20 protein-coding genes, 1 tRNA gene and 1 other RNA gene are annotated in these 23015 nt (G+C 48.8%); 12 read left to right on the top strand and 10 right to left on the bottom strand.

Annotation, left to right across the window (positions count from 1 at the left end; genetic code table 11):
* The 8 genes from NT002_12600 to NT002_12565 form a co-directional block, all read right to left on the bottom strand.
* Positions 1-504, bottom strand: a 504-nt coding sequence (locus NT002_12600) for a hypothetical protein (GenBank protein MCX6830098.1), incomplete at its 3' end; no start/stop codon positions are given.
* Positions 505-516: 12 nt separating this feature from the next.
* Complete coding sequence (gene recR, locus NT002_12595; GenBank protein MCX6830097.1) at positions 517-1113, bottom strand: recombination mediator RecR; 597 nt, start codon at positions 1111-1113, stop codon at positions 517-519.
* A gap of 6 nt (positions 1114-1119) precedes the next feature.
* The gene (locus NT002_12590; protein ID MCX6830096.1) at positions 1120-1446 is read right to left on the bottom strand and encodes a YbaB/EbfC family nucleoid-associated protein; all 327 of its coding nucleotides are present in this window, start codon (positions 1444-1446) and stop codon (positions 1120-1122) included.
* Positions 1447-1466: 20 nt separating this feature from the next.
* Entirely contained in the window at positions 1467-3182 is a 1716-nt protein-coding gene (gene dnaX / locus NT002_12585) for a DNA polymerase III subunit gamma/tau (protein ID MCX6830095.1), read from the bottom strand.
* A 17-nt stretch (positions 3183-3199) separates the two neighbouring features.
* Positions 3200-3465, bottom strand: an RNA gene (gene ffs / locus NT002_12580) — signal recognition particle sRNA large type.
* A 26-nt stretch (positions 3466-3491) separates the two neighbouring features.
* Positions 3492-3564, bottom strand: a tRNA-Ala gene (locus NT002_12575).
* A gap of 218 nt (positions 3565-3782) precedes the next feature.
* On the bottom strand, positions 3783-4598 hold the full coding sequence (locus tag NT002_12570; GenBank protein ID MCX6830094.1) for a TdeIII family type II restriction endonuclease: 816 nt from the start codon (positions 4596-4598) through the stop codon (positions 3783-3785).
* Positions 4595-5800: a class I SAM-dependent methyltransferase gene (locus NT002_12565; protein ID MCX6830093.1), complete on the bottom strand. Its 1206-nt coding sequence runs from the start codon at positions 5798-5800 to the stop codon at positions 4595-4597. The genes NT002_12570 and NT002_12565 overlap by 4 nt, the downstream gene beginning before the upstream one ends.
* 546 nt (positions 5801-6346) lie before the next feature.
* Between NT002_12565 and NT002_12560 the strand changes: the two genes are divergently transcribed.
* The 9 genes from NT002_12560 (at position 6347) to lepB (ending at position 14225) form a co-directional block, all read left to right on the top strand.
* Positions 6347-7210 carry a hypothetical protein gene (locus NT002_12560; GenBank protein MCX6830092.1) on the top strand — a complete coding sequence of 288 codons (864 nt, stop codon included), beginning with the start codon at positions 6347-6349 and terminating at the stop codon, positions 7208-7210.
* A gap of 121 nt (positions 7211-7331) precedes the next feature.
* A complete protein-coding gene (locus NT002_12555; protein MCX6830091.1) occupies positions 7332-7760 on the top strand; it encodes a chromate resistance protein in 429 nt (142 codons plus the stop codon).
* A gap of 213 nt (positions 7761-7973) precedes the next feature.
* Positions 7974-9200: a DNA cytosine methyltransferase gene (locus tag NT002_12550; protein ID MCX6830090.1), complete on the top strand. Its 1227-nt coding sequence runs from the start codon at positions 7974-7976 to the stop codon at positions 9198-9200.
* 6 nt (positions 9201-9206) lie between these two features.
* Positions 9207-9620: a very short patch repair endonuclease gene (locus NT002_12545; GenBank protein MCX6830089.1), complete on the top strand. Its 414-nt coding sequence runs from the start codon at positions 9207-9209 to the stop codon at positions 9618-9620.
* Between the two features lie 7 nt (positions 9621-9627).
* Positions 9628-10176: an HNH endonuclease gene (locus NT002_12540; GenBank protein MCX6830088.1), complete on the top strand. Its 549-nt coding sequence runs from the start codon at positions 9628-9630 to the stop codon at positions 10174-10176.
* A gap of 346 nt (positions 10177-10522) precedes the next feature.
* Complete coding sequence (locus NT002_12535; protein MCX6830087.1) at positions 10523-11179, top strand: peptidylprolyl isomerase; 657 nt, start codon at positions 10523-10525, stop codon at positions 11177-11179.
* A gap of 66 nt (positions 11180-11245) precedes the next feature.
* Positions 11246-12397, top strand: coding sequence for a 1-deoxy-D-xylulose-5-phosphate reductoisomerase (locus tag NT002_12530; GenBank protein MCX6830086.1), 1152 nt, complete (start codon positions 11246-11248; stop codon positions 12395-12397).
* A 1-nt stretch (position 12398) separates the two neighbouring features.
* Positions 12399-13442, top strand: coding sequence for an RIP metalloprotease RseP (gene rseP, locus NT002_12525; protein MCX6830085.1), 1044 nt, complete (start codon positions 12399-12401; stop codon positions 13440-13442).
* Between the two features lie 36 nt (positions 13443-13478).
* Positions 13479-14225 (top strand): signal peptidase I, encoded by a 747-nt coding sequence (gene lepB, locus NT002_12520; protein ID MCX6830084.1) that lies wholly within the window; start codon positions 13479-13481, stop codon positions 14223-14225.
* A 106-nt stretch (positions 14226-14331) separates the two neighbouring features.
* Here lepB and NT002_12515 read toward each other — a convergent pair whose 3' ends face one another.
* On the bottom strand, positions 14332-15420 hold the full coding sequence (locus NT002_12515) for a hypothetical protein (GenBank protein MCX6830083.1): 1089 nt from the start codon (positions 15418-15420) through the stop codon (positions 14332-14334).
* A gap of 377 nt (positions 15421-15797) precedes the next feature.
* On the opposite strand from NT002_12515, the gene NT002_12510 reads away from it, so the two are divergent.
* The 3 genes from NT002_12510 (at position 15798) to NT002_12500 (ending at position 21702) form a co-directional block, all read left to right on the top strand.
* The gene (locus tag NT002_12510; GenBank protein ID MCX6830082.1) at positions 15798-17453 is read left to right on the top strand and encodes a hypothetical protein; all 1656 of its coding nucleotides are present in this window, start codon (positions 15798-15800) and stop codon (positions 17451-17453) included.
* 62 nt (positions 17454-17515) lie between these two features.
* Positions 17516-19561: a hypothetical protein gene (locus NT002_12505; protein ID MCX6830081.1), complete on the top strand. Its 2046-nt coding sequence runs from the start codon at positions 17516-17518 to the stop codon at positions 19559-19561.
* 95 nt (positions 19562-19656) lie between these two features.
* The gene (locus tag NT002_12500) at positions 19657-21702 is read left to right on the top strand and encodes a hypothetical protein (protein MCX6830080.1); all 2046 of its coding nucleotides are present in this window, start codon (positions 19657-19659) and stop codon (positions 21700-21702) included.
* Positions 21703-21737: 35 nt separating this feature from the next.
* On the opposite strand, the gene queG is transcribed toward NT002_12500, so the two are convergent.
* Positions 21738-22691 carry a tRNA epoxyqueuosine(34) reductase QueG gene (queG, locus tag NT002_12495; GenBank protein MCX6830079.1) on the bottom strand — a complete coding sequence of 318 codons (954 nt, stop codon included), beginning with the start codon at positions 22689-22691 and terminating at the stop codon, positions 21738-21740.
* Positions 22692-23015 lie beyond the last annotated feature (324 nt).

Here is a 23015-nt window from a genome sequence, read left to right as displayed (position 1 = left end):
ATAACTCCAGAAAGCGGCGCTTTCTTTGACCACACCGACCAATTGTATGATATAGTAGAGAAGATATGGTATGAGGGTGCTGCCATATTCGAACCAGCGGAAGATCGGTTTTGTTTTCTGGGCCAGATTGCCGACCCTTATATAACCATTGCCGTAAAGATGCGCCTGAAAACGAAAAACCAGAAAAAGAAGCACTAGAGCCACGGGAATAATAATCCTCCCCCAGCGCTTCTTGTCGCCCCAAAGATATTTTATCAGCAGATCGCTAAGGTACTGTCTGCCCGAACTTGATATAATAAGTCCAATCAGAGCCGCAGCCAGTAGAATCCAGAGGTAGTGCAATCCAGAGGGGAGATAGGCGAGTTGATTTACGCCCCAGTTGACCCGGATTATTTTCTCGCCGAAGATCGGTACAACGAGGGACAAAATCAACAGCGAAAGCAACAGCAAACTGCGCGATGTGCGGATTGATGCCTGATTATGGGTGATTTTTGCTTGCGGCATGGTGCAAAAAGGCTAAATCTCCTGCCGTCCCTCAAGCGCTCGCGAGAGTGTCATTCCATCGGCATACTCAAGGTCGCTTCCCACCGGCAGGCCGCGGGCTATTCTGGTTATTTTCAAACCAAGCGGTTTGAGAAGTTTGGCCAGATAGACTGCGGTCGCTTCACCCTCGACATTGGGATTGGTGGCGATAATGATTTCTCTGGTCTGTTCGCCGATACGGACGAGAAGCTCCTTTATTTTCAAATCATCGGGGCCGATCCCATCGAGCGGCGATATCCTTCCCCCCAGAACATGGTACAGCCCCTGATACCCCTCAGCCTTATCCAGCGCGGCCAGATCAACCGCCTCTTCCACAACACAGATTATCTCGGCCTTGCGTTCGGGGTCGCGGCAAATATAACAGGGATCGGATTCGGAAATATTATTGCAGATCGAGCAGAAGCCGACTCTTTCTTTGACCTCACGGATCGCCTCGGCCAATTCGAGCGCTTCCTCTCTGGGGACTTTTAGAAGATGAAAGGCCAGTCGTCCGGCCGTCTTGCGCCCGATACCGGGGAGACGCGCCAGGTTGGTGATTAATTTCTCGACCGTTTCTGATGATTTGAACATAATTTTCTAAAAGGGAAGATTCATCCCCGGCAGGTTCAGACCGCCGGTCAGTTCCGACATCTTATCCGCCTGCAGTTCCTGGGCTTTTTGGCGGGCCTGGTTGACCGCGGCGACAATCAAATCCTGCAGCATGTCGATATCATCAGGATTAACCACCTCGGGGTCGATTTTCACCTCCATGATATCCTGTTTGCCGTTGGCGACCACTTTCACCATCCCGCCGCCGGCGGTACCCTCCACCGTCAGTTGTTCCAGTTCCTTCTGAATTTCCTCCATCCTGACCTGCATCTTCTGGAACTGTTTCATCATGTCGCCCAGTCCACCTTTACCCATATTATTAACTCCTTATTGAATCACTCTTCTGCTTTTCTCTTGCCGACTATCTCGCCATCGAAGCGCTGCACCAGGTTTCGTAGTCTCTCATCCTCGGCCAATATTTTGGCGGTGTCGAGTTTTTCGGGCGGCGGCGCCGATTTCGGCGGTGGCGCGGCGGCTTTGTTAATATCAATTTCAAATCTTATTTTCAGATTGGTTTTGAAATAATCTTTCAGGCTGGAGGTGATGACTCCCAGGTAATCGGGTTTCTCCACAACTTGCTTGGAGGTTCCTCCGGCGTTGTGGAAAACGGCGGTAATCATATTTTCCTTGACCTCCCGAATTTCGGCCATGGCCAGGAGCGCCGAGAGCATCGGATTCTGTGCCTTGAGATGATCGGTAAAGTGTGACCAGTTGGTCTGCACCATCGGCAGATTGATAGCCCGCACCGGTGTGGCTCCGGTTTCATCGATTGGCAAGGGGCGTTCGGGTGCCGCTTCGGGCTTTATATCGCGCGGCAATCTTGTACCAGTCTCACTCTCATGAGGCGCCGGTTCGAATATACGCCGCTGCTTGGGAAGGCCGAACAGGTCGGAATCAAATTCCTGTGCCGGAGCCGCCTCCGGGCCGGATAGCTGGGCGATAATATCCTCGAAAAGTACGGTCGATTCCATGGAAGCAATCTTAAGCGTATTGGTCTCCAGAAGAAGTCTCGGCTCCAGCCCGCTTTTCAGGTCGAGCATCATATCGTTGACAATTTTGATCATCCGTAAGAGGTCGCCGGCAGAAAAATAATCAACCTGCTTGCGGTAACTCTCCATTTCCGATTCGGAAAGCTCCAGAATTCGTTCCGGTTCACTGCTGTGCTGAAGAATCAAAAGGGTGCGCAGATGCTCCACCAGGCCGGTGCAAAATTCGCCGATTTCAATTCCGGAATCGACCAGTTCTTTGACTATGCCCAGCGCGCCGGAACTATCCTTGGCGGCGACAATATCGATATAACGGAAATAAAATTGTCTATCCACCAGTCCGAGCGCCTCGGTGACATTCTGCGCGGTAATCTGCTCGGCGGTGTAAGCCGAAAGCTGATCGAGAAGCGAGAGCGAGTCGCGCACCGACCCATCGGCCTTGCGGGCAATCATGAAAAGCGCCTCGTCATCGATATCAATCTTTTCTGTCTTGGCGATTTCTTTCAAATGCGCGCTTAAGTTGGCGGCGCTGACCCGATGAAAATCATACCTCTGGGTGCGCGAGCGGATTGTCTCGGGGACTTTAAACGGCTCGGTCGTGGCAAAAATGAAAACGACATGCGCCGGCGGCTCCTCGAGCGTTTTCAAGAGTGCATCAAAAGCCGAACCGGACAACCGGTGCACCTCATCGATAATATAGATTCTTTTCTTACCGGCGGTCGGCATATAGCGGACATTTTCGCGCAGAGTGCGAATATCATCGACACCGGTGTTCGAAGCAGCATCGATCTCAAGCACATCAAGCGACGAGCCGGAGATGATTTCGTGGCAGGAGGGGCACTTATCGCACGGAGTGGGAGTCGGGCCTTCAATGCAGTTCAGGGCTTTGGCCAGGATGCGGGCGGTGGTGGTTTTGCCGGTGCCGCGGGGGCCAGTGAAAAGATACCCCGAGGAAAGCCTTCCGGATATCAGGGCATTCTTGAGCGTTCTGGTAACATGCTCCTGTGCAACAACTTGGTCAAATTGCTGCGGCCGATATTTGCGAGCCAGCACCTGGTATGACATGTTACCCTTTCATTTGGGTGTGCACCCACCGTTGGCTGCTCATCTTAAGGTTTCCGAAGCAACCGGCTCCAATCAGGCTAACCCGCAACACATACAGACATTCACTTACCGTTGCTACCTTCCGGTCCTGGCGGGGTTCAGTGGGCCGGCATTGTACAGGACCCGACTCTCAACACCGTCTGCCTTTTCCGCGCATAAGATGGTCAAGTCCGCCGGTGGGAATTCGACCCCGGTATAGCGGATTCCGGGCTACAGGGCGCCGCTACCTCCCCGTCTAGCACACCTTCAATATATCCGTCAAAATTTTAATGGAGCAGAGCGGATTCGAACCGCCGACCCTCACGTTGCGAACGTGATGCTCTCCCAGCTGAGCTACTGCCCCAGGTCTTATATATTCCTTAGCCGGTTATAACAGGCCGGCCATTTTAGAAAGAATAAATAACACAAACGAAGTGGAAAATCAAGGAGTTTTGGAGGATTATGGAAGGCCGCAAGGCGAACTGTCATCGGGCGCGAGCCCGCCCTCGTGGGCGAATGTGCCAGTATTCTCCTGTCAATCGCGCAGAGCACCTGCGCCACTCGAGTATGAGATAATCGGTGTTAATACCCAAGGGCCAACTGATCGAGCATGTCAGGCCCTTTTTCTTTGCCCACTTTCTGGTAAATAGCCAGGATCTCGTCATAAGTCCCCTTGCCGCCCACTAAATCCCAGAATTCCGAGCCAATTAGAACTTCTTCCTTTATGTCCATATAATTCAGGGCAAAGCTGTGCTTATAGGTTTCTTTGGCTAGTCCATAAGGATTATATGCAGTTGCATAATACGTCTTTACCTTGGGATAGAATTGATATGTTAGTGCATGAATCTGTAGCAATCTTGAGGTAGCCTCCACGCACTGCCCCTTATTAGGTTTTGGGCTCTTTATTTCAAAAAATAATTTCACCCCGGCATTAGTCTCAATAAAGAGATCAACAATGCACTCGCGCGGACTACTGGGTTCACGGCCGCTCAATTTGATTATTTCCTCTACGAAGTCAAGATATCCAGATTTTATGCCACCATTCCCAATTGAACTGGCGATTTGTTCGATCCGTTTTATGGCGGCCTCGCTTATCGACCCTTTCACGCGATGTTGTCTTTCTGCCCTCTTATGAATGCTTTGGGCAATTAGACGCGAGCATTCCTCAAAAGAAGTACCAAGCTTTGTTGAAAACGACCGTTCAAATTCTGTTATTCGCAGCATCCCGTCAGGCAGAAGTGATTCATGAAATGGCTTCAGATCACCGACAGATGACATTGAACGAGTCGGTCTTAAATCCTTGGGATTGAATTTACTCATTTTTGCTTCATCTACCATACCTTGGATAAATCCCTCCAAGTAGCCCTTGATCTGATGTCCTACTGCTTCCGAAATCATGATTTCTGCCAGATTAATATGCTCTCATAGAATGCCCCATTGCGTCGACCCGTTCTGCGATTAACATGACGCTCTACGCGTCCAATAGATTTAAAACCAACAGCCTCTGGCTGATATAAAGCGTATTTATCATTAACGATGATTACCATTATCGCATTTCTTGACATATAATCTCTGGTATGCGCAAGCACCGCGTTAATTCCCCCGATATATTTTTTTCTAGCATCTTCAGATTGCCCCCCTTTTGCTGCGCCGATTTCCCTCTTTTCGTTGTTCTCTAACCCCAATAGTTCATAGGCATACCTATGCTGCTCATGATAATCTATTAAACCGACATAGGGAGGCGACGTAAATACCATATCAATACCCTTGGGTAGTTTCACTTCTCTGGAATCCCCGTGGATAATTTCAGTAGTCGCGCTTGTACGAATCTTCGCAAAAGCCTTCATACGCGCCAAAGTATCAATGGTGTATCTTGACAGAAATTTGTATGCTTCATTGACTGGTTGACAATTACGGCTGTGCTTTAAACAAAAATATGGTTCAGTCTGCGGTTTCTTGGGAAAATCCAGATCAAAGTGTGTCACTAACCGAGCAGATCGTGCAGAACGGCATAGCACGATTTTCAGCAAGTCCTGATAAGTATAGTCCTTAATCAAGTAAAGATAACAGAGCAATTCTCTTCGAGATTTGTCGGAAAACCATGTCTGAAGAAATTCATTATTGACCTTAAAAATCTGATTCACCTTGCTGTCTACATAATAATCTCTTTTGAAAATATGAAGCCTGGCCAGAATCTGATGGCATTCTTTTTCAAGCAATTTTAAATCATAATTCTGCATTTTGACTTTTGAAAGCAAGACGTTGAAAGCCGATATATCTGTGCCGATTGAATCTATGCCCAAAACATTAGCCTCCACGAGGGCTGTTCCTGAACCACAAAAAGGGTCATATAAAAACTGAGGTCTAAATTTCCTTAAAAATATTTCGACCAGTTGCGGGATGAATTTGCCCAGATATGGATGAAGGCGATGCACGTGCTTTGTACGTGCTTTTTCAGGCAGGTCTCTTTCTCGCCAGTTTAGATTGAGCTCCTCCAGTTTTGTCTCGGTCGTAACGCTGGTGAAATCAGTCAACGGCTTCTGGTCATATTTTTTTGCTACTTCACAGGCAATAGTATCATCATACATTGAAAAATCCATTAATCCTTTTCTGCAAGTGATTATCCACCTGCACAAGCGCAAAGAACTCCAAAATATGAGTGTTTGTCAATCACTTTATAAAGATACATTGTCCAATTTCCAAATACCCAGACGCTGAACTCACGAATTCTTGCGAACATCTTTCGGTTACAAATCCTTGAGTTATGCCATTCTCATGATCTCTTTGGGGACCTGGACGGAGAAAATCTTACAACATTCTTTTATTACTTTGTTTTTCGCTTGCCGCTGAAGACATAACCCCAATCGATATCCAGGCCGCGCCAGACCTCTTCCCAGGCGCGCTAAAAAGTGGCGTTGTGCCGGGTGATTTTCGAAATTTGCCGGTTTGCCTGAGAGGAATTATGTGGTAATTGGAAAGGATTCCCGCTACCACGGAAGCAGGGGCCGGTTTCTTGCGCCGGAATAGTCATGGAAACAAGGACTGTCTCGGAACCCTGACAATAATATTTTTGTTGAATTCTTGTCAATTATTAGCCAGCTTATGACGAGTAATTATAGAATATCAAAGCACAAGGAGACAAAGTGATGGGAATTTTCAATTCAAAAGCCTTAAGAAGTGTTCTTTTGTTGGGCGGGATTCTGGCCCTGCTTTTCATGTTCAATCTGATGCCGGCCGGATGCAGCTCGGATAAGGAAAAAACCGAGCAGACATCGGAAGAGCAGGGAACACTGCCGGCCGATGTCGGCAATCAGTCGCTCTTGGATACGACCGCTACGGCCCAGGCCACGCCGCCGGCTAAGAAAGAGGAAATAGCACAGAAACCGGCGCCTAAGGAAGAAGCCAAGCCCAAGCCGAAAGTGACCGAAACACCCAAGCCGGCCGAGCCGAAGGTTGTGAAAACTTTAATATTGGCGGAGAATACCGGACTGGAAATTTCGCTCTTGACGGCCCTTTCAACCGGTGTCAGCAGAGTTGGCGAGAAATTCCGTGCGCTGGTAAAAGGTCCGGCGGCCGAGGGGCAGACGGTTGATCTTCCCGATGGAACCATGCTGGAGGGGAAAATTGCCGAGATTAATGACGGCAAAGCCAAGGGTGAGAAAGCTTCTATCAAACTGGAATTCACGAGTCTCCTGCTTCCCGGCGAGCAGCCAATCCCTCTTCAGGGGTCAGTTATCACCAAGGATGGTTCGGGTGTCCTTCGCCCCGGCGACCAGGGAACCAGTATCGCCCGTGATGCCGCTGTTGGCGCGGCGGCCGGCGGCGTGCTCGGGGCCGTAACCGGAGGAAAAGCCAAAGATGCCGTCAAAGGAGCCGTGGTCGGCGGCCTGGCGGGAGGAATTCTGGGCGCGGTGCTTCATAAGGACCAGGTGACTATCAAAGAGGGACAGACCATGAAAGTCAATATTGCCACCCCCGTCTATCAGGAAAAGGTAAGTAAAGGATTGTAAAACGCCTAATATCGGATAACAGGAAAATTTTCTTGTCGGGTTCAAACTCGGTGTAAGGGCGGATACCGGAAACGGTATCTGTGAGGATGAGCCCGACATTTTTTTCATAGGAGGATAAGTTATGAAATGGATTACCCGCTCACATGTTCATGTCGATCGAGTCGCCTGCCCCTGGCTGATCAAGCGCTTTGTCGATTCCCAGGCCGAGTTTATTTTTGCCGCCAATGAGCTGGTGCCCGAGATAGTGCGGAAAGAAGGGGCTATACCGTTCGATGTTAAGGGGGTGGAATTGGGGCACAGAGAGGGGCACTGCAGTTTTGTTTCGATTATCAATAAATATAATCTCAAAGACCCGGCTCTGTTGAAACTGGCCGAGGTGGTCAATGCCGCCGACACCGACCAATTGCCCTCCAACCCGTATGCGCCCGGCCTCGAGGCGATCGCCCGCGGCTTTTCGCTGATCTATCCGGATGATAAGATCAATATCGAGAAGCAGTTTATGGTCTATGATGCCATGTATGCGTTTTTTAGGGCCAAGCAAGCTGGATAAGTTTCCTTAGGCATTCGCCCTTGGAGGCGAAGCAAATAGATCGAGTTGTTCGCTGAATTTATGGAGAAGAATTGTGAAACGGAGATTTTGAAGAATTGCCATTCCGGCAAATTCTTCTTCATGCGTAGACAAATTTGTGATTTACTTATTCCTATTCTTGATATACTATAAATGATTAAAGTAGGATATTAAAGACGAGTTGAATTGAATATTATGAAGCCCGTATCCACAAAATTGCAAAATGAACAGGAAGAGAGTGCGCGGACTGGGTTGTGCTTGACTGACGAAACCGCTGTCTATTATGCCCGAATTAATCAGAAACTGCCGCGCAAAAAGAAGGAAACTACCCTTATTGATCTCTTCTCAGGTGCTGGTGGACTGACCCTTGGATTCGGCGGGGCTTTTGGTCATTCATTCCAACCCGTTTGGGCAAATGATTTTAATCCCTATGCAGCCGCTTCTTATAATGCGAATTTTGGTAATCATTGTTCAGTTGGTAATATAGTTAATATATTGAAAGATAAGAGCATAGAGATACCTCCTGCCGATTTGGTAATAGGGGGGCCGCCGTGCCAAGGTTTTAGCCTTCTCAACAAGAACCGGTTAGATGACCCGAGAAAGAGATTATGGGTTCCGTTTTTCGAAGTAGTAAAAAGAGCGGGTGCCCAGATATTTGTAATGGAAAACGTGCCGCAACTGCTTGGATCGCATGAGTATTTCCATATAGTCGCGACCGCAAATGAGCTTGGTTTCCAAATTGCCGATGCGAAACTCTGTGCTGCCAATTATGGTGTAAGCCAGACACGGTGGCGGGCGTTTATAATAGGGTGCCGATTTGCCGATCCAAATTCCGTTTTCCCGCCAAAAAAAACGCACTGGAATCCCGCAAATGGGGATTCAAATATTCTATTCGATAATCAATCAGAATATGTCCCCGATGCGCGATCGTGGCGCGTGGTCAGGGATGCAATCGGCGATCTGCCTTCACCTTGTGGTACAGCTGTAAGAAACGTTTTGCCGCCCATGAATCTTCATTTTGGCCGAATGCCGACAGCAATGAGCTTGAAACGCTATCGCGCAATACCAAAAGAAGGAATGAATCGCTTTGACCTTCAAAGTCGTGCGCCGGAATTGACCCCTGCTTGCTGGATTCGCAAAGAGAAGGGTGGTACTGATCTTTTTGGAAGGCTCTGGTGGGACAGGCCTGCATTCACCATTAGGACCGAATTCTTTAAACCCGAAAAGGGACGTTATCTTCATCCAAGTGCACATAGACCAATTACGCATAGAGAAGCAGCAAGATTGCAGTCATTCCCCGATTCCTTTGTTTTTATAGGGACAAAGATCGAGATTGCCAAACAGATAGGCAATGCAGTGCCCCCAATGCTTGCGGCTCGCATAGCGGACTGTGTCTATGCGCTATTTGAGATGCGAAAGTAGTTTGCAATGCCAGATGTTTTTACGCAACTGAAGCGCAGCAAAATCATGGCTTCCATAAAAGGCCGTGATACAGTTCCTGAGAAAAAAATTAGAAGCATTGTTCACCGCATGGGTTATCGTTATAGTCTCCACGATAAAGAACTCCCGGGATGTCCAGATATTGTCCTAAACAAATATAGAAAGATTATTTTTGTAAATGGCTGTTTTTGGCATGGGCATGGGGCCTGCAAGAGAAGTGCTAGACCGCTGACAAATAGAAAATTCTGGAATTCAAAAATTGATAGCAACATTATACGTGACAAGAAATTTCGTCGACAATTGCGAAGTAATGGGTGGAAGGTTTTGACTATATGGCAATGCGAAATCAATAATAGCCAAAAGGTTTATAAGAAATTGTACGCTTTTCTGCAGAAAACATGAGGGTCTTATGAGTGCTAGAGACCGTATCCGGGAATTTTTCGAGAAAAATGTCGGTAAGATCGTAACAACCCAACAAGTGAGGAAGGTTGGCAAAATCAGCGAATATGCAAGGCGGATAAGAGAATTGCGCGAACTTGAAGGAATGCAAATAAAATCCCATATGGATGACCCAGGATTGAAGCCGGGTCAATATATCTTGGAAACGTTGGGGCGAATTCCTGCATTTGGCAGTGCAGTCCAGGCCCAGAAGCGCAATGAAATACTTGAGAGGAATGGCTATTCATGTCAGCTTTGTGGGGCGGCGGGTGGTGACCCCGATCCTCTCTATCCGGGGCGCAGAGTGCGTTTGCATATAGACCATGTTATTCCGCAGAGTCAAGGCGGGACCGATAATGATGACAATCTGAGAGTCCTTTGTTCAGCCTGTAATCAGGCCAAGTCCAACATTCAAACAGCCAGTGAATCAGCGATAAATCTCTTGGCGCGTGTCAGGCGTGCTCCAAGATCAGTGCAAATTGAAGTATATCAGACTCTAAAGAAGAAATTTGAGTCTTGACCATTTTCCATGAAAGCTGTGGCAGGGCAAACCCCAGCCGAAGGCGTACGGTTCTGCCCCGTGTTAGGATAGCGTCAGGCATTCAGTCACCCTCTATGCCTCGCAGAGATATTAAAAAGCCCCGGTTATTTCGGGGCTTTTACTAGTATTGTTTAGAGGTAAACGAATACCATCTGCAAAGAGAGGTCTTCATTTTCTCCGCCCAACTATGCCATATTCCGCCGCGGATGTCAAACCTTTTCTGAAAAAATATTACAGAAAGAAAGGATAGTTAGCCTTTGACAGTGGTATAAAGGAAAGATATATTGAAAAACTAAAAGTATTATTAATCCATTATGAGGAGCGTATGAAGAAATTATTCCATTTGTCACTGGCGGTCTTTTTCCTCTTTGCCGTGACCGGCGCCTTTGCAGAGGGCGGCAAGGTTGAAAGTACTAAAGCCAATAAGGCGGTCGAAACCAAGAAGGCCGATGATACAAAAAAGGTTGATATGAAAAAATACGAGAAGAGAAAAGCCGATAATCCGGAAATCGCCATTCAGACCGATCTCGGCGTGATGAATTTGGAGCTTTTCCGCGATGTCGCGCCGATTCATGTCGACAGCATGTTGTCGCTGATCCGCAAGAAATTCTATGACGGTCTGACATTCCACCGGGTTATCGATGGCTTTATGATTCAAGGTGGTGATCCCAAGGGTAACGGATCCGGCGATGCCGGCTATAATCTTCCGGCCGAATTCTCCGCCGTGAAACATCTGGAGGGAACTCTTTCCATGGCCCGGTCGGCCGATCCCAACTCGGCTTCCTGCCAGTTCTTCATCTGTCTGGCGCCGACGCCGTTTCTGGACGGAAAATATACTATTTTCGGGCATCTGATGGAAGGATATGATGTCCTGCATAAAATAGGAAGCACCAAGGTTGCCGGAGAGAAACCGGTGCAGGATATGGTCATAAGAAAGATGACCATTCTTAAGGATGTTGCTCCCAAGAGCCCGGCCAAGTAAACCGGCTTTGGATTCTATATAATTTTGGACGGGAACCGAATCCCTCGGTTCCCGTTTATATCTGTAATGATTAGGCGTTTGGTCATTCTCGGTTCAACCGGCTCCATTGGCCGGTCGGCGCTCGATGTGGTCGCTCAAAACAGCAGCCGGATTGAGTTGCTGGGGCTCTGCGCCCACTCCAATGTGGAGCTCCTCTGCTCCCAGATTGAGAAATTCCGACCGAAATATGTCGCTTTGACAGATAATAGAGCCTATGAGAAATTCAAAACCCTGCCTCAATCACGGACTGCCGAACTCCTTGATTTTCATGATGGAATTGACCGACTGACCGCTATTTCCGAGGCCGACATTTTCCTCAATGCAATTGTCGGGGCGGCTGGACTTCGGGCCTCGCTTAATGTGGTCAAAGGGGGAAAACGATTGGCCCTGGCCAATAAGGAATCAATGGTTATCGGGGGAGAATTGATTAACAAGCTTCTGGCTCAAACCGGGGGAGAGCTTATTCCGGTCGACTCCGAACATTCGGCGATTTGGCAGGCGCTGGCAGCAGGGAAGAAGAATGAAATCAAGAAGATTATCCTGACCGGTTCGGGTGGACCGTTACGCGATACGCCGCTTGCCGATTTCGATAAGATCTCGAAGGAACAGGCCTTAAATCACCCGGTATGGAAAATGGGGCCCAAGATCACGATTGATTCGGCCACGATGATGAACAAAGGGCTGGAAATTATCGAGGCAATGCATCTCTTTAATGTTCCGGCCGATAAGATCGAGGTGGTAATTCACCCGCAATCGATAATTCATTCGATGGTGGAATTTGTCGATTCCTCAATTGTGGCGCAACTGTCCAAACCGGATATGCGGCTGCCAATAAATTATGCCCTGTTCTACCCGGAACGGGTCAGTTCCGACATCGGCCATATTGATATGCGCGATATCGGCTCCCTCACCTTTGCCCGTCCGGATTTTGGCAAGTTCCCCTTACTTCAATTGGCTTATGAGGTTGCGCGGAATGGCGGTACATCTCCGGCCGTGTTCAATGCCGCTAATGAAATTGCTGTCGATGCCTTCTTGAAAGAGACTATTAAATTCCGTATTATACCCGATGTAATTATAAATGCGGTGGAGAAACATAAGGTAATCAGAAATCCGAATTATGAGGATATTGTTGAGGCCGATCGCTGGGGTCGGCAGATTGCCGGAGAGATTATAGGATGATATGATATTAACTATACTGGCGACAATCTTTGTTTTAGGGGTCCTGGTTTTTTTCCACGAGCTGGGACATTTCCTGGTGGCCAAAAAGGCCGGGATCAGAGTGGAAAAATTCTCGCTTGGTTTTCCGCCCAAGCTGATTTCGCGGAAATGGGGCGACACCGAGTATGCTATCGGAGCTATTCCTCTGGGGGGATATGTTAAGATGGCCGGAGAACAGCCGGGCGAGGAAGCCAGCGGCGCACCATGGGAATTCATGTCTAAACCGGTCTGGAAACGGGCGCTGGTCATTTTCGCAGGCCCTTTGATGAATTTCATCCTGGCGGTTCTGGTCTTGACCGGCCTCTATCTGGTCAGAGGAAAAGAGGTAGACCGCGTCTATATCGGTTCTGTCGGCGCCGGGAGTCCGGCTGAAAAAGCAGGCATCCAATCCGGCGACCTGATTCTATCGGTGGAAGGCATTGAGGTCAAAACATTCCAGGATATGGCGGGCGAAATATATAAGAGAGTGGAACAGCCGGTGGTTATCACCCTGGAGCGCGATGGGATCGTCCGGACCGATACGATCGTGACCTATAAGGACTTCGCGGTGACATCAGAGGGAGACTCGGTTGCAGTCGGCAAGATTGGAGTCGGCAATAAGCCTGTTTTTGAACGGCTGGGATTTATTTCGGCAATCGGGGCCGGGGTCAATCAATCGATATTCTATGTGGAAAAAGTGATTGAATTTGTCGGCGGATTGATAACCCGTCAGGTGACCCCCTCGGAAATCGGCGGGCCAATCCTGATCGGGCAGATTGCCGGAGCCACGGCCCGGGCCGGATTCGATATCCTGCTGGAATTCCTGGCACTTCTTTCGGTTAACCTGGCGGTCCTGAATATCCTTCCCATTCCGCTCCTGGATGGCGGTCACCTGATTTTCCTTCTGGCCGAAAAAGTAAAAGGATCGCCAATATCCCTGAAAACCCGTCTGGTAATCCAGCAGGTCGGCATCGCCTTCCTTCTGCTCCTTGTGATATTTGTAACTTTTAATGACATCACCCGTTAGAAAAATTGTGCAAGCTTATAGATTTGGGAAATCCGTATGGAGATGAAAAGAGTGTCGGTCAAGGCTAAAGCCCCGGTCAAAAAAGAGGGAGATTTTTTTGATTTTGTCTGGGAAAATGTAAAATCGCTTCTGATTGCCATCGTTCTGGCGGTCATTATCAAAACCTCAATTGTCGAGGCCTATAAAATTCCCTCTTCCTCTATGGAGGATACTCTTCTGGTGGGCGATTTTCTGATTGCCAATAAATTCCTTTATGGGGCGAGAATTCCGCTGGTCGACTGGCGCCTGCCCGATATTCGCGAACCAAAGCAGGGCGATGTCGTGATATTCAAATGGCCCGGTGATGGCGTGACCAACTATATCAAGCGGTGCGTTGCCGTGGCGGGGGATACGGTGGAAGTGAAGGAGAAAGTGCTTTATGTCAACGGGAAAGTTTTCCCGAATCCGGCGCATGCCAAGTTCACCGATCCGACGATCCGCTCGCGGGCGGAAGCGGATGGGAACAGCCGCGATAATTGGGGCCCCTATGTGGTGCCGCAGGATTGCTACTTCATGATGGGGGATAACCGCGATAATTCTTATGATTCCCGTTTCTGGGGGCCGGTGCACAAGAAATTGATTATGGGGGAGGCGATGTTCATTCATTGGTCGTGGCAGCCCGATGAAGGTTCGCCGCATGTTTCGATTACCGACCCGCTGTCGGTGCCGAGATCTTTTCTGTATAATGCGGTTCATTTCCCGCAACGTGTCCGTTGGGAAAGATTATTGAATATCATTCATTGATTAATAAATCATATAAATGAACAAGGGCGGGGTTTACCCGCCCTTTGTTTTTATAGAGGGCTATTAGAGATGAATCTTGAGTGTTCTTCTTCGGAGAACGGCTTCCTTATTTCCGAAATTTTGCTGCCGTTACCACACTCGGGTATATGGGCGAGCCATTGGACGAACCAAAATCATAAGCGCCGACAGCCGTCATCTTGACCGCATCGATCAATCCAACTTTGTTATCATATTGGTCGAAGGCGCTTCCCGTGAGGATAAATTTGCCGTCCGGCGAAATCGCAATCTCCCACGGCTGATGGCCGAAAGCAGAAGTCGATATTTGCGCCAGCGGCAGTTCCTCTTTTGCATCAAGAGCATATACTTGCATGCTCGGGGGATCATCCCAGCCGGGGGCGGTGGTGTAATAAAGACGCCGGTCATCCGGACTGAGCTCAAGTTGCGCATTATAATCACCCAAGTATGCAAGAATCCGGACCGAATCACTTCCGAAATCGGTCACTCCTATAAATTTCCACGTTGCCCAAGTGCCTCCGAAGAAAAAGACCTTCTTCTCTGACGGCATGACGGTAGGGAAAAACATGTAAATCTGCTCCGCGGGGGTATATTTGCGCCGCTGCTCCACGATAGAATCATTTTTAATGTCATAAACCACTAATTCGACATTGGTTTTGGGCTTCTGAAAATTGTGCAGATAGGTAATGAAGCGTGAATCATTGCTGAATTTCGATTCTATCACAAAGGTGTCGGTAAAGAGAAGGTTTAAGTCATCGAAGCGGCGTATCTCCAGAAGCGTCGAGTAGGGATCAGACCATCTGTACTCCAGAGCAATATATTGCCCGTCGGGTGAAACATGGATCCCGCACGCATTGGGAAATGTATAGATGTCCTTCTGTGTTTGCAGTTCGAAAATGCGAGATCCATCGCTTCTCCATATGGCCAGCATTTTATTCCCACCGATAACATCCTCGATGACCCCATTGGGTGTTAGTACCAGCGAATCAATGAAGGCTTTGTCTTCCGCCGAGAAAATCTTCACCAGACCATCACCCGAGGTAACATAGAAGAGGTGTTCTTGCGTTTGAGGCGGTTTTTTGGGGCAGGTGGGACAGTCATCGGAATTACTGCATGCAATTAGCAGGGATATAGTCAGCCCCAGCAATAACGTGCCGTAGCTTAATAATCTAGATCTCATAAATAGCCCTTTACTCTTAAGATAATCTATAAAACGAATTCAATATGGGTAAAACAGCTTTAGCAATTCCCCTTGGTGGATTAAATAGATTTCTGTTTCACCGACGAATCGCTGTATCAGAATGGCAATATATGACCTCCTCTGTAAGGGTTGTCATAAGCTACAGTTGCCAAATCAATAGTCAGTCAGTTTAGTCGCGCCTATGATGATTATCGTCTCTGCCTGCCCACAATTAATAGTGTTTAGAGGTGTTGTCAAGAGCTTCTTTATGGGAAAGTCAAGGGCCAGGGCCTTAAGCAGCAGCCCAATTAAATCCTCGGTTAGATAACTTGTTATTATTCATTGACATAAGGCGAGAGCTTTATTACCTTTAAGCTATGCCATTAAGATCGAGGTCGACATATATTTCAATTGGTCTGGGGTTGGTTGCCATTGTTTTTGGAGCATTCTTCTACCACAGCACGATTGAGGATGCCTTCATCAGTTTCCGCTATGCCGAGCATCTGGCGCAAGGGTATGGATTGGGCGCATGGAACCCCGGCGAGACGCCGGTAGAGGGATACACAACCATGCTCTGGGTGCTCATTCTCGGCTTAGGTGCAAAAATGGGAATCTCGGTTCTGACACTTTCGAAAGCGCTGGGCTGGCTTTCTATGATTGCGATATTCCTGGTCATCTACAACTTCAAGCATTTCGCTCGTGATTTCCTCCCCCAATGGAATTGGGGGAGAATCGGTGTGATCTCCGCCGTGCTTGTTTCGCTCTATTTCCCGATGGCATGGTATTCGGTCTCGGGAATGGAAGTCTGTCCTTATGCTCTGCTCCTGCTGCTTTTCATCGGCTTGAGTCTCAAATATGGACACCTATCCAATTATTCTGATCTGATTGCAGCGATTTTACTGCTTCTCACCCGTCCCGAGGGAATTATCATAGTGGGAATTGTTTATCTTGGTTTATTGCTGAGTGCTCGTGGGCACGCGCCGGGTTTTCGGATAGTGCTGCTGAAATTGTCAACAATAGCCCTGTTCTTGATAGCCATAACAATCTGGCGATGGCTCTATTTCGGATACCCGCTCCCCAATACCTACTATGCCAAGGCGGCGGGAACCTGGGGGCATGTCGCTCTCGGCTGGGTTTATCTTCGTGATGCTTTCACCAAATGGGGGTATTGGTTACCGCTATTGTCGGTGGTATTTGTGGGCTGGCGATATTTCCGTCATCGAAACCTTCCCGCCATTGTTATTTCATGGATTGCGGCAGTTTTTGTATATCTGCTTTTCATTCTCAAGACCGGCGGCGACAACTGGTATGCTTTTCCGTACTATCGTCACTTGTTGCACCTTTTCCCGTTCATGGCGGTTATCTTCGCAATGGTTCTGGTCTCTCTCTGCAAAGAACGGATCTGGCCGGTTATAATCGCTGTGGTTCTGGCGTTATTCTTTCTCAATCGCAAAGTTGTTTTCGATCCGGACCCAATCGGCGCGGAATTGAGAGAGGAGGGTCTAATTTCGAAAATGATGGATCCATCGAGACTGCTCCGGCACGATCCCCCCTCGGAATATATCGCCTGGGTGCGAAATACTTTTCCGCCAACTACACGGCTGGCCGCGACTCTGGCCGGCGCTTTGCCGTACTATACTGATTTCAATACTCTCGACATGCTGGGTCTGAGCACGCCGCATATTGCGCACTATGGAACTTTTGCGCCCGGCGCCGTTGACACAAAAAGCGATATGGACTATGTCATGTCCCAGAGACCCGACCTGATTGAGACTACAATTGATGCCAATCTGATCTTGAACAATCGTCCTCGCAGCCGCAACGAAGCCTGGCGCGGCATGATGGAAAACAGGATGATCGATAATCCCATTTTTAAGAAAGAATATCTCTTTATAAGAAATGTTCCTTACACGGCTTTTCCGAGAGCACTATTCATCAAGGAATCGTTTCTGCGCGATTTGCCGAATAAGAGCGAGCTTGAGGTTACTCCAGTCATGGAGACTTCGCTCTATCTCATCACTTCTCAGGAATAAATGCCGGGCGGGAAGGCATTAGTTATTCTTGATTATTAGCCGTCGATTCTTTATAATCCATTATGCCCAAAGCGTCGAATATTCTTGAAGAATATCTCCCCAAAACCAGGTACATTGTCCTGGGTCTGATTGCGCTGCTGATTCTCCTTCGCTTTGTCAGCCTGGATTCGGACCCGCCGACATTCTATTATGGCTATTCCGGGGCCGACCTGACCGATCCATACCAGTACACCTATGCCGCCCGCAATGCGGTTCTTTTCGGCGATTGGAATCTGTTTGACTATCATCGCTGGGATGTTTTCCGCAACTCTCTGGTCTCGGGATTCTCTTATCTGGTATTCCTGCTTTTTGGCGTTTCGCGGGTGACCGCCAATGTCTCGGCCCTGCTTCTGAATCTGGGCGGGGTTCTTTTTTTCATTCTTGGATTCTATAAGATTCGCAGCCATCGTGAAATACTCATCACCCTTCTTCTGCTTCTGATAAATAACCTTTTCTTTTTCTATGGACGGCTCCCTTTTCTGGAAAACGGGCTGATCTTTCTGGTCGGGCTGACCTTTTTTATTTTCATGAGATATCATGACAGAGTATGGGGGTTGCTGATGACCGGATTCATGGTCGGGCTGGCGGCGCTGGCCGGCAAATTGTTCGGATTAATACTCCTCGGGCCGCTTTTTCTGACCCTTCTTTACCGATACCGTCTCAAGGCCGTGGCGCGACTGCTCTGGATACTGGGGGGATGCGCCGCCGGGGTCTTTCTGTATATTCTCATTTTCTACGGCGGCAGTCTTCCGACTATGATGAGCTACTACTCGGAGCAGGCCGTCGGAATTTATGGCGCCCCGGCCGGATTCGCCTCGCCTCTGGCTTTTATCCGCAGTATAATTACATTCGGTTCCGAGATGGGCCTATTCGAGCTGTCTCTGCTGCCGCCGCTGATTCTTTATTTGAGTCTGGTGCTGACCTTGCTTACCCTGCCTCTCGGCGAACAGCCCCGCCGGGAATACATGCCGATCGTCTTTGCCGTCTCCTGGCTGGTGTGCGGAGTTCTAGTATTTGCACCGTTCAACTATCGCCCCATCAGGTACACTCTGCCGCTCTTTTTACCGGCGGCGGCGATTTCCGGATATGCCCTGAATCTTCTCTTTGAGAAAAAGAAAGAGTTCGGCCTGCATCTCCGCTGGTTGACTCTGGGGTTCATTCTCATGGCCACCTGGCACACTCTTACCCAGATATATGTGATGTTCGTACCCTATACTCAGGAATTTTTCGCGGCCGAAAGAATCTTCCCTTTCACCTTTTTCCCCGCCGCTCTTTTTACGACAGCAATATTTCTGGACCTGCGGAAAAAGAGACGATATCTGCCGCACGGCTCCCTGCGGGCTATCATAGGCATCCTGTTTTTCCTGCTTATCTACGAACAGGGTTCCTATATTTACCGGGGTCTGGCTGATTCCGGGAAATTTCTCAAGATTGCCAACCGTGATGTCAGCGAGTTGATCGATTCCAATGCCGTGATAACCGGTCCTTTTGCCCCGGCCCTGTCCATAGATAACAGGCTCAAGGGGGTAATCTATGTGTTCGGGTTGGCCAATGTCGAAAAGGATCTCTTCCAGCGATTTCCCATTACACATGTTTTCAGCGACCCGGGAAATTGGGCGCGGGCGGTCGAAGATTATCCGGGGCTGGATAAGGCGATGCTGATTACGCGCATGAAAATCAGGGACCTGGATGTCAATATCTATCGCCTTGCCGATAAAGAGATCCCGATGACCGATATTGAGATCGGCAGTATGTGGGCGGAACGCGCGCAAGCCGATTCGGCCCTCAAGTACGCCGGCCGTTTCTGTGAGAAATACCCCAATAATCTTTATGCTCTCTGGGGTCTGGCCTATTGTTACGGCGCTTTGAAGCAGGACGATTCGCTTCTCAAACTGATGCAGGAGATTCCCCGGAGATTTCCCGATGACTTTCGGGGATACCTTCTCTGCAAGGACGGTTATTCCCAGTTGTTCAAAATGTCCCGAGATCAAACCTATAAATATTACTCGGAGCAAAGCGGCGCCCGGGCGATAGAACTCAATCCGGCTCTGGTGACGAGAACACGATAAATAGAGCAGAATAACAGAAATTTCAAATGGCCGATAGATTGCTACTATCCGGCAGCATCGGTTGCTTCATAACCCCAATTAGTTTATAATAAACTATGGTCAGAAGTAAGAGACTAAGGGATAAAGTCTTTCGAATCGCCAGATATACAGCTCTGGCGGTTATTCTATTTCTGGTGATTCTCCATTTTTTCCGGCTCGATATCGACCCGCCATTCTTCTTTGCCGGATTTTCTCAGGCTGACCTTACCGACCCTTATCATATGACTTTCTACGCGCGCAATGCGGCTCTTTTTGGGAATTGGGACCCGTTTGATTACCATCGCTGGGATGTTTTCAGAAATTCTCTTATGTCCGGCACAGCCTATCTGGTTTTCCTGATAATGGGGGTATCACGCATCACGGCCAACTTTGCCGCCATTCTTCTAAATCTGGGTGGATTGGCTCTCTTCGCCCTTGGCTCTTTCCGTCTGCGAAACAACCGCGAGATAGTTTTTACCATTCTAATGCTCCTTTTGAACGCCATTCTCTTTTTCCACAGCCGCCTTCCCTTTCTGGAAAACGGCCTGATATTTCTTTCCGGTCTGATTTTCTTTGTCTTCATGCGCTTTCATGGAAAGGCATGGGGGCAACTTCTGGTTGGATTTCTGGTGATGACGGCCGCCCTGAACGGAAAACTCTTCGGCCTGTTCCTGCTGGGCCCGATTGTTCTGACTTTATGGTACAGATATCGGAGCCTGGTTGTGAAACCGGTGCTGATTACTCTTGCGGGATCTCTTATCGGTTTCATTTTCTGCCTGCTGTTATTCTACGGCGGGAATATTACCGTCATGGCCAAATACTATGCCGAACAGACAATAGGTCTCCATGGCATCCCGATAGGCTTCACCTCCCCGGTGCATTTTGTCGAAAATTTGATTATTTTCGGCGGCAATTTTGGTTTCTTCGAACTCGCGATCTTCCCCGGGCTTCTGGCCTTTGCGGGTCTGATTCTGTTGATGCTGACTTTACCTTTCGAGAAACCGTACCGAAAAGAATTCCTGCCGGTCTTATTCTCTCTTGGCTGGCTTGTCGTCGGCGTTTTCGGTCTCATGCCGTTCACTTATCAGGCACTGCGCTATGCTGTTTTTCTCTTTCTGCCGATATCGGCCATTACCGGGTATGGTATTAATCTCCTTTTCGAAAAAAAGATTGAATTGAATCTGCACTATCGATGGTTGACCCTGGGCGTTGTCTTTCTCTCGACCTGGTTTATCCTGACCCAGATATTTCTTCTCACCGTTCCATATTTGAAGGAGGTTGATTCGGCACGGAGGGCAATGCCTCTCACTATGGTACTGTCACTTTTATTTACCGGCGCCGTTTATTTCTGTCTCAAAAACCGCATTAGGCTTCTGCCGGTGCGTACTCTGACCGTTCTTGTCTCATTGCTTTCGGTCGGACTTTTTATAGAGCAGGGGGCATACTTTTATCAGGGGCTGGCCCTGCCGCAAGACAACCTCGAGAAATGCAACCGGGAGATAAGCCAGTTGATTGACAGCCGGGCCGTTTTAACCGGCACTTATGCCCCGGCCATGACCATTGATAATAATCTCAAAGGGGTGATTTACTTTTTTGGCTCCGTCGATGTGGAAAAAGAGCTGTTTGAGAAATACCCCATCACTCATGTCATAACCGACGAAAGCAACTGGAAAAAGGCGGTTGTAGATTATCCGGTGCTGGAGAAGGCGATCGCTATCCGGCGGTTTGCCGTGCGCGATTTTACCGTCACCCTCTATCGGATGCCGGACGCAAACGTAGCTCTTACCGATTATGAGAAGGCAACCCTGTTTTACTATAATAAACAGAGTGACTCAGCCTTGTTTTATCAGGAAAAGTTCCATAACCGTTATCCCGATAACCTGAGCAGTCTTACGAGTCTGGTAATTGCCTATGGCGCTAATCGTGAAGAGGAAAAATTCAACCGGCTCCTTTCACAGATGGTTCAGGACTACCCCGATAATCTGCAGATGCAGCTTTTTCTGCGCGATATGTACAATAGTATCTACTCCAAGTCCGGAGATGTTCAGTGCAAAGCAGCGGCCGACAATTTCGACCGCCGCGCCAAAGAACTCGATCCGGCGCTGGTGCCTCGCACTCATTAGTTGCATTTGACCGATATAAGAGTCGGTGGCAAGACTTAAATTGATGCTTCCCGGAGATTTCGTTGAATTCCTATTATTCCCGGCCGTGTGGTCGGGCTCCCTTTGAAAAGACGATTAAATTCTGTCTCATAAAGATCGGCCGCCCGGCCGCTTTCAATCAGGGAAATTTCGGAACGGCGCTTGAAAGCGGCATTCTGATGCGGTTTCCGAAAACGGTTGAAAGGGCAGACCGAAAGGCAGATATCGCAGCCAAAAACCCGGTTGTTAAGATTCCGTTTGATCTCATCGGGAAATTTCTCCGCCTTAGACTCAATGGTCCAGTAGCTGATACAGCGCGTGGCATCAAGTTGATAAGGGGCAACAATGGCTCCGGTTGGGCAGGCCCTGATACAGGCAGAACAATTTCCGCAGTGATCGCTTTCCGGAAGGTCATAGCGGTCAACTTCGTGGTCGATTATCAGGCTTCCCAGAACAAGCCAGCTCCCGAACTGCCGCGAGACAAGGTTGGTATGCTTTCCCTGCCATCCCAGACCCGCCTGTTGCGCCCAGTATTTGTCCATGAAAGGGGCGGTATCGACACAGATTCGCCCACGCAGCCCGGCATGCATAAGCCTCAGTCTGGCCCGCAGCTTCTCGAGATTGCGCCGCAGGATATCGTGATAATCCTCTCCCCAGGCATACCATGCAACATAGAACGGCTTTTCTCGCCGAGCCAACTCCTCTGCCGTCGGGCAATAATTGGCTCCAATAACAATAATGGAGCGAGCCTTTGGATGTAATATGCGCGGATCGAATCGCTCTTCCTGATGATTGTGCAGATAGGTCATTTCTCCGGCATATCCGGCCTTCAGCCAGGCAAGATATTTGCCTTTATCCGGCACTATACCGGCCCTGGCAATACCGACCGTATCGGCCCCCAGCTCCAGCGCCAGTCTTTTTATGGCGTTGGCGGAAAGGTAATCACCGCTGTTGATGTTTGGTGGCTGCATAGACATAACCCTAACATTAGCGACTCTCCGGGCGGTTGTCAATATCTCTGTGACCCTTATAGCCCGGCAGGTCCAAACCCTTGCGCCTGTCCCGTACCCCTTGGTCGGGGGTTTCGACACTTACTTCGCGGCGTCAGGAACCCTTTCCTGACGCAGTAGTAGTAGGGCAAAACCCCAGACGAAGGGGAGTGTTGAAAAACCCTACTTTTATAGATTAGGGATGGCCGCTGACCTTATTCGGTTGATGGCATGGGAATTCTTTCGGAATGGTCTTATATAGTCCCAGAAGGCGGCCAAGACGTGCATTATGATTCTGTAATTGGG

This window comes from Candidatus Zixiibacteriota bacterium (assembly GCA_026397505.1).
Classification (GTDB): Bacteria; Zixibacteria; MSB-5A5; order GN15; family PGXB01; genus JAPLUR01.
The sequence above is the reverse complement of the archived record's forward strand: the minus strand, read 5'-3'. Positions and strand labels throughout refer to the sequence as shown.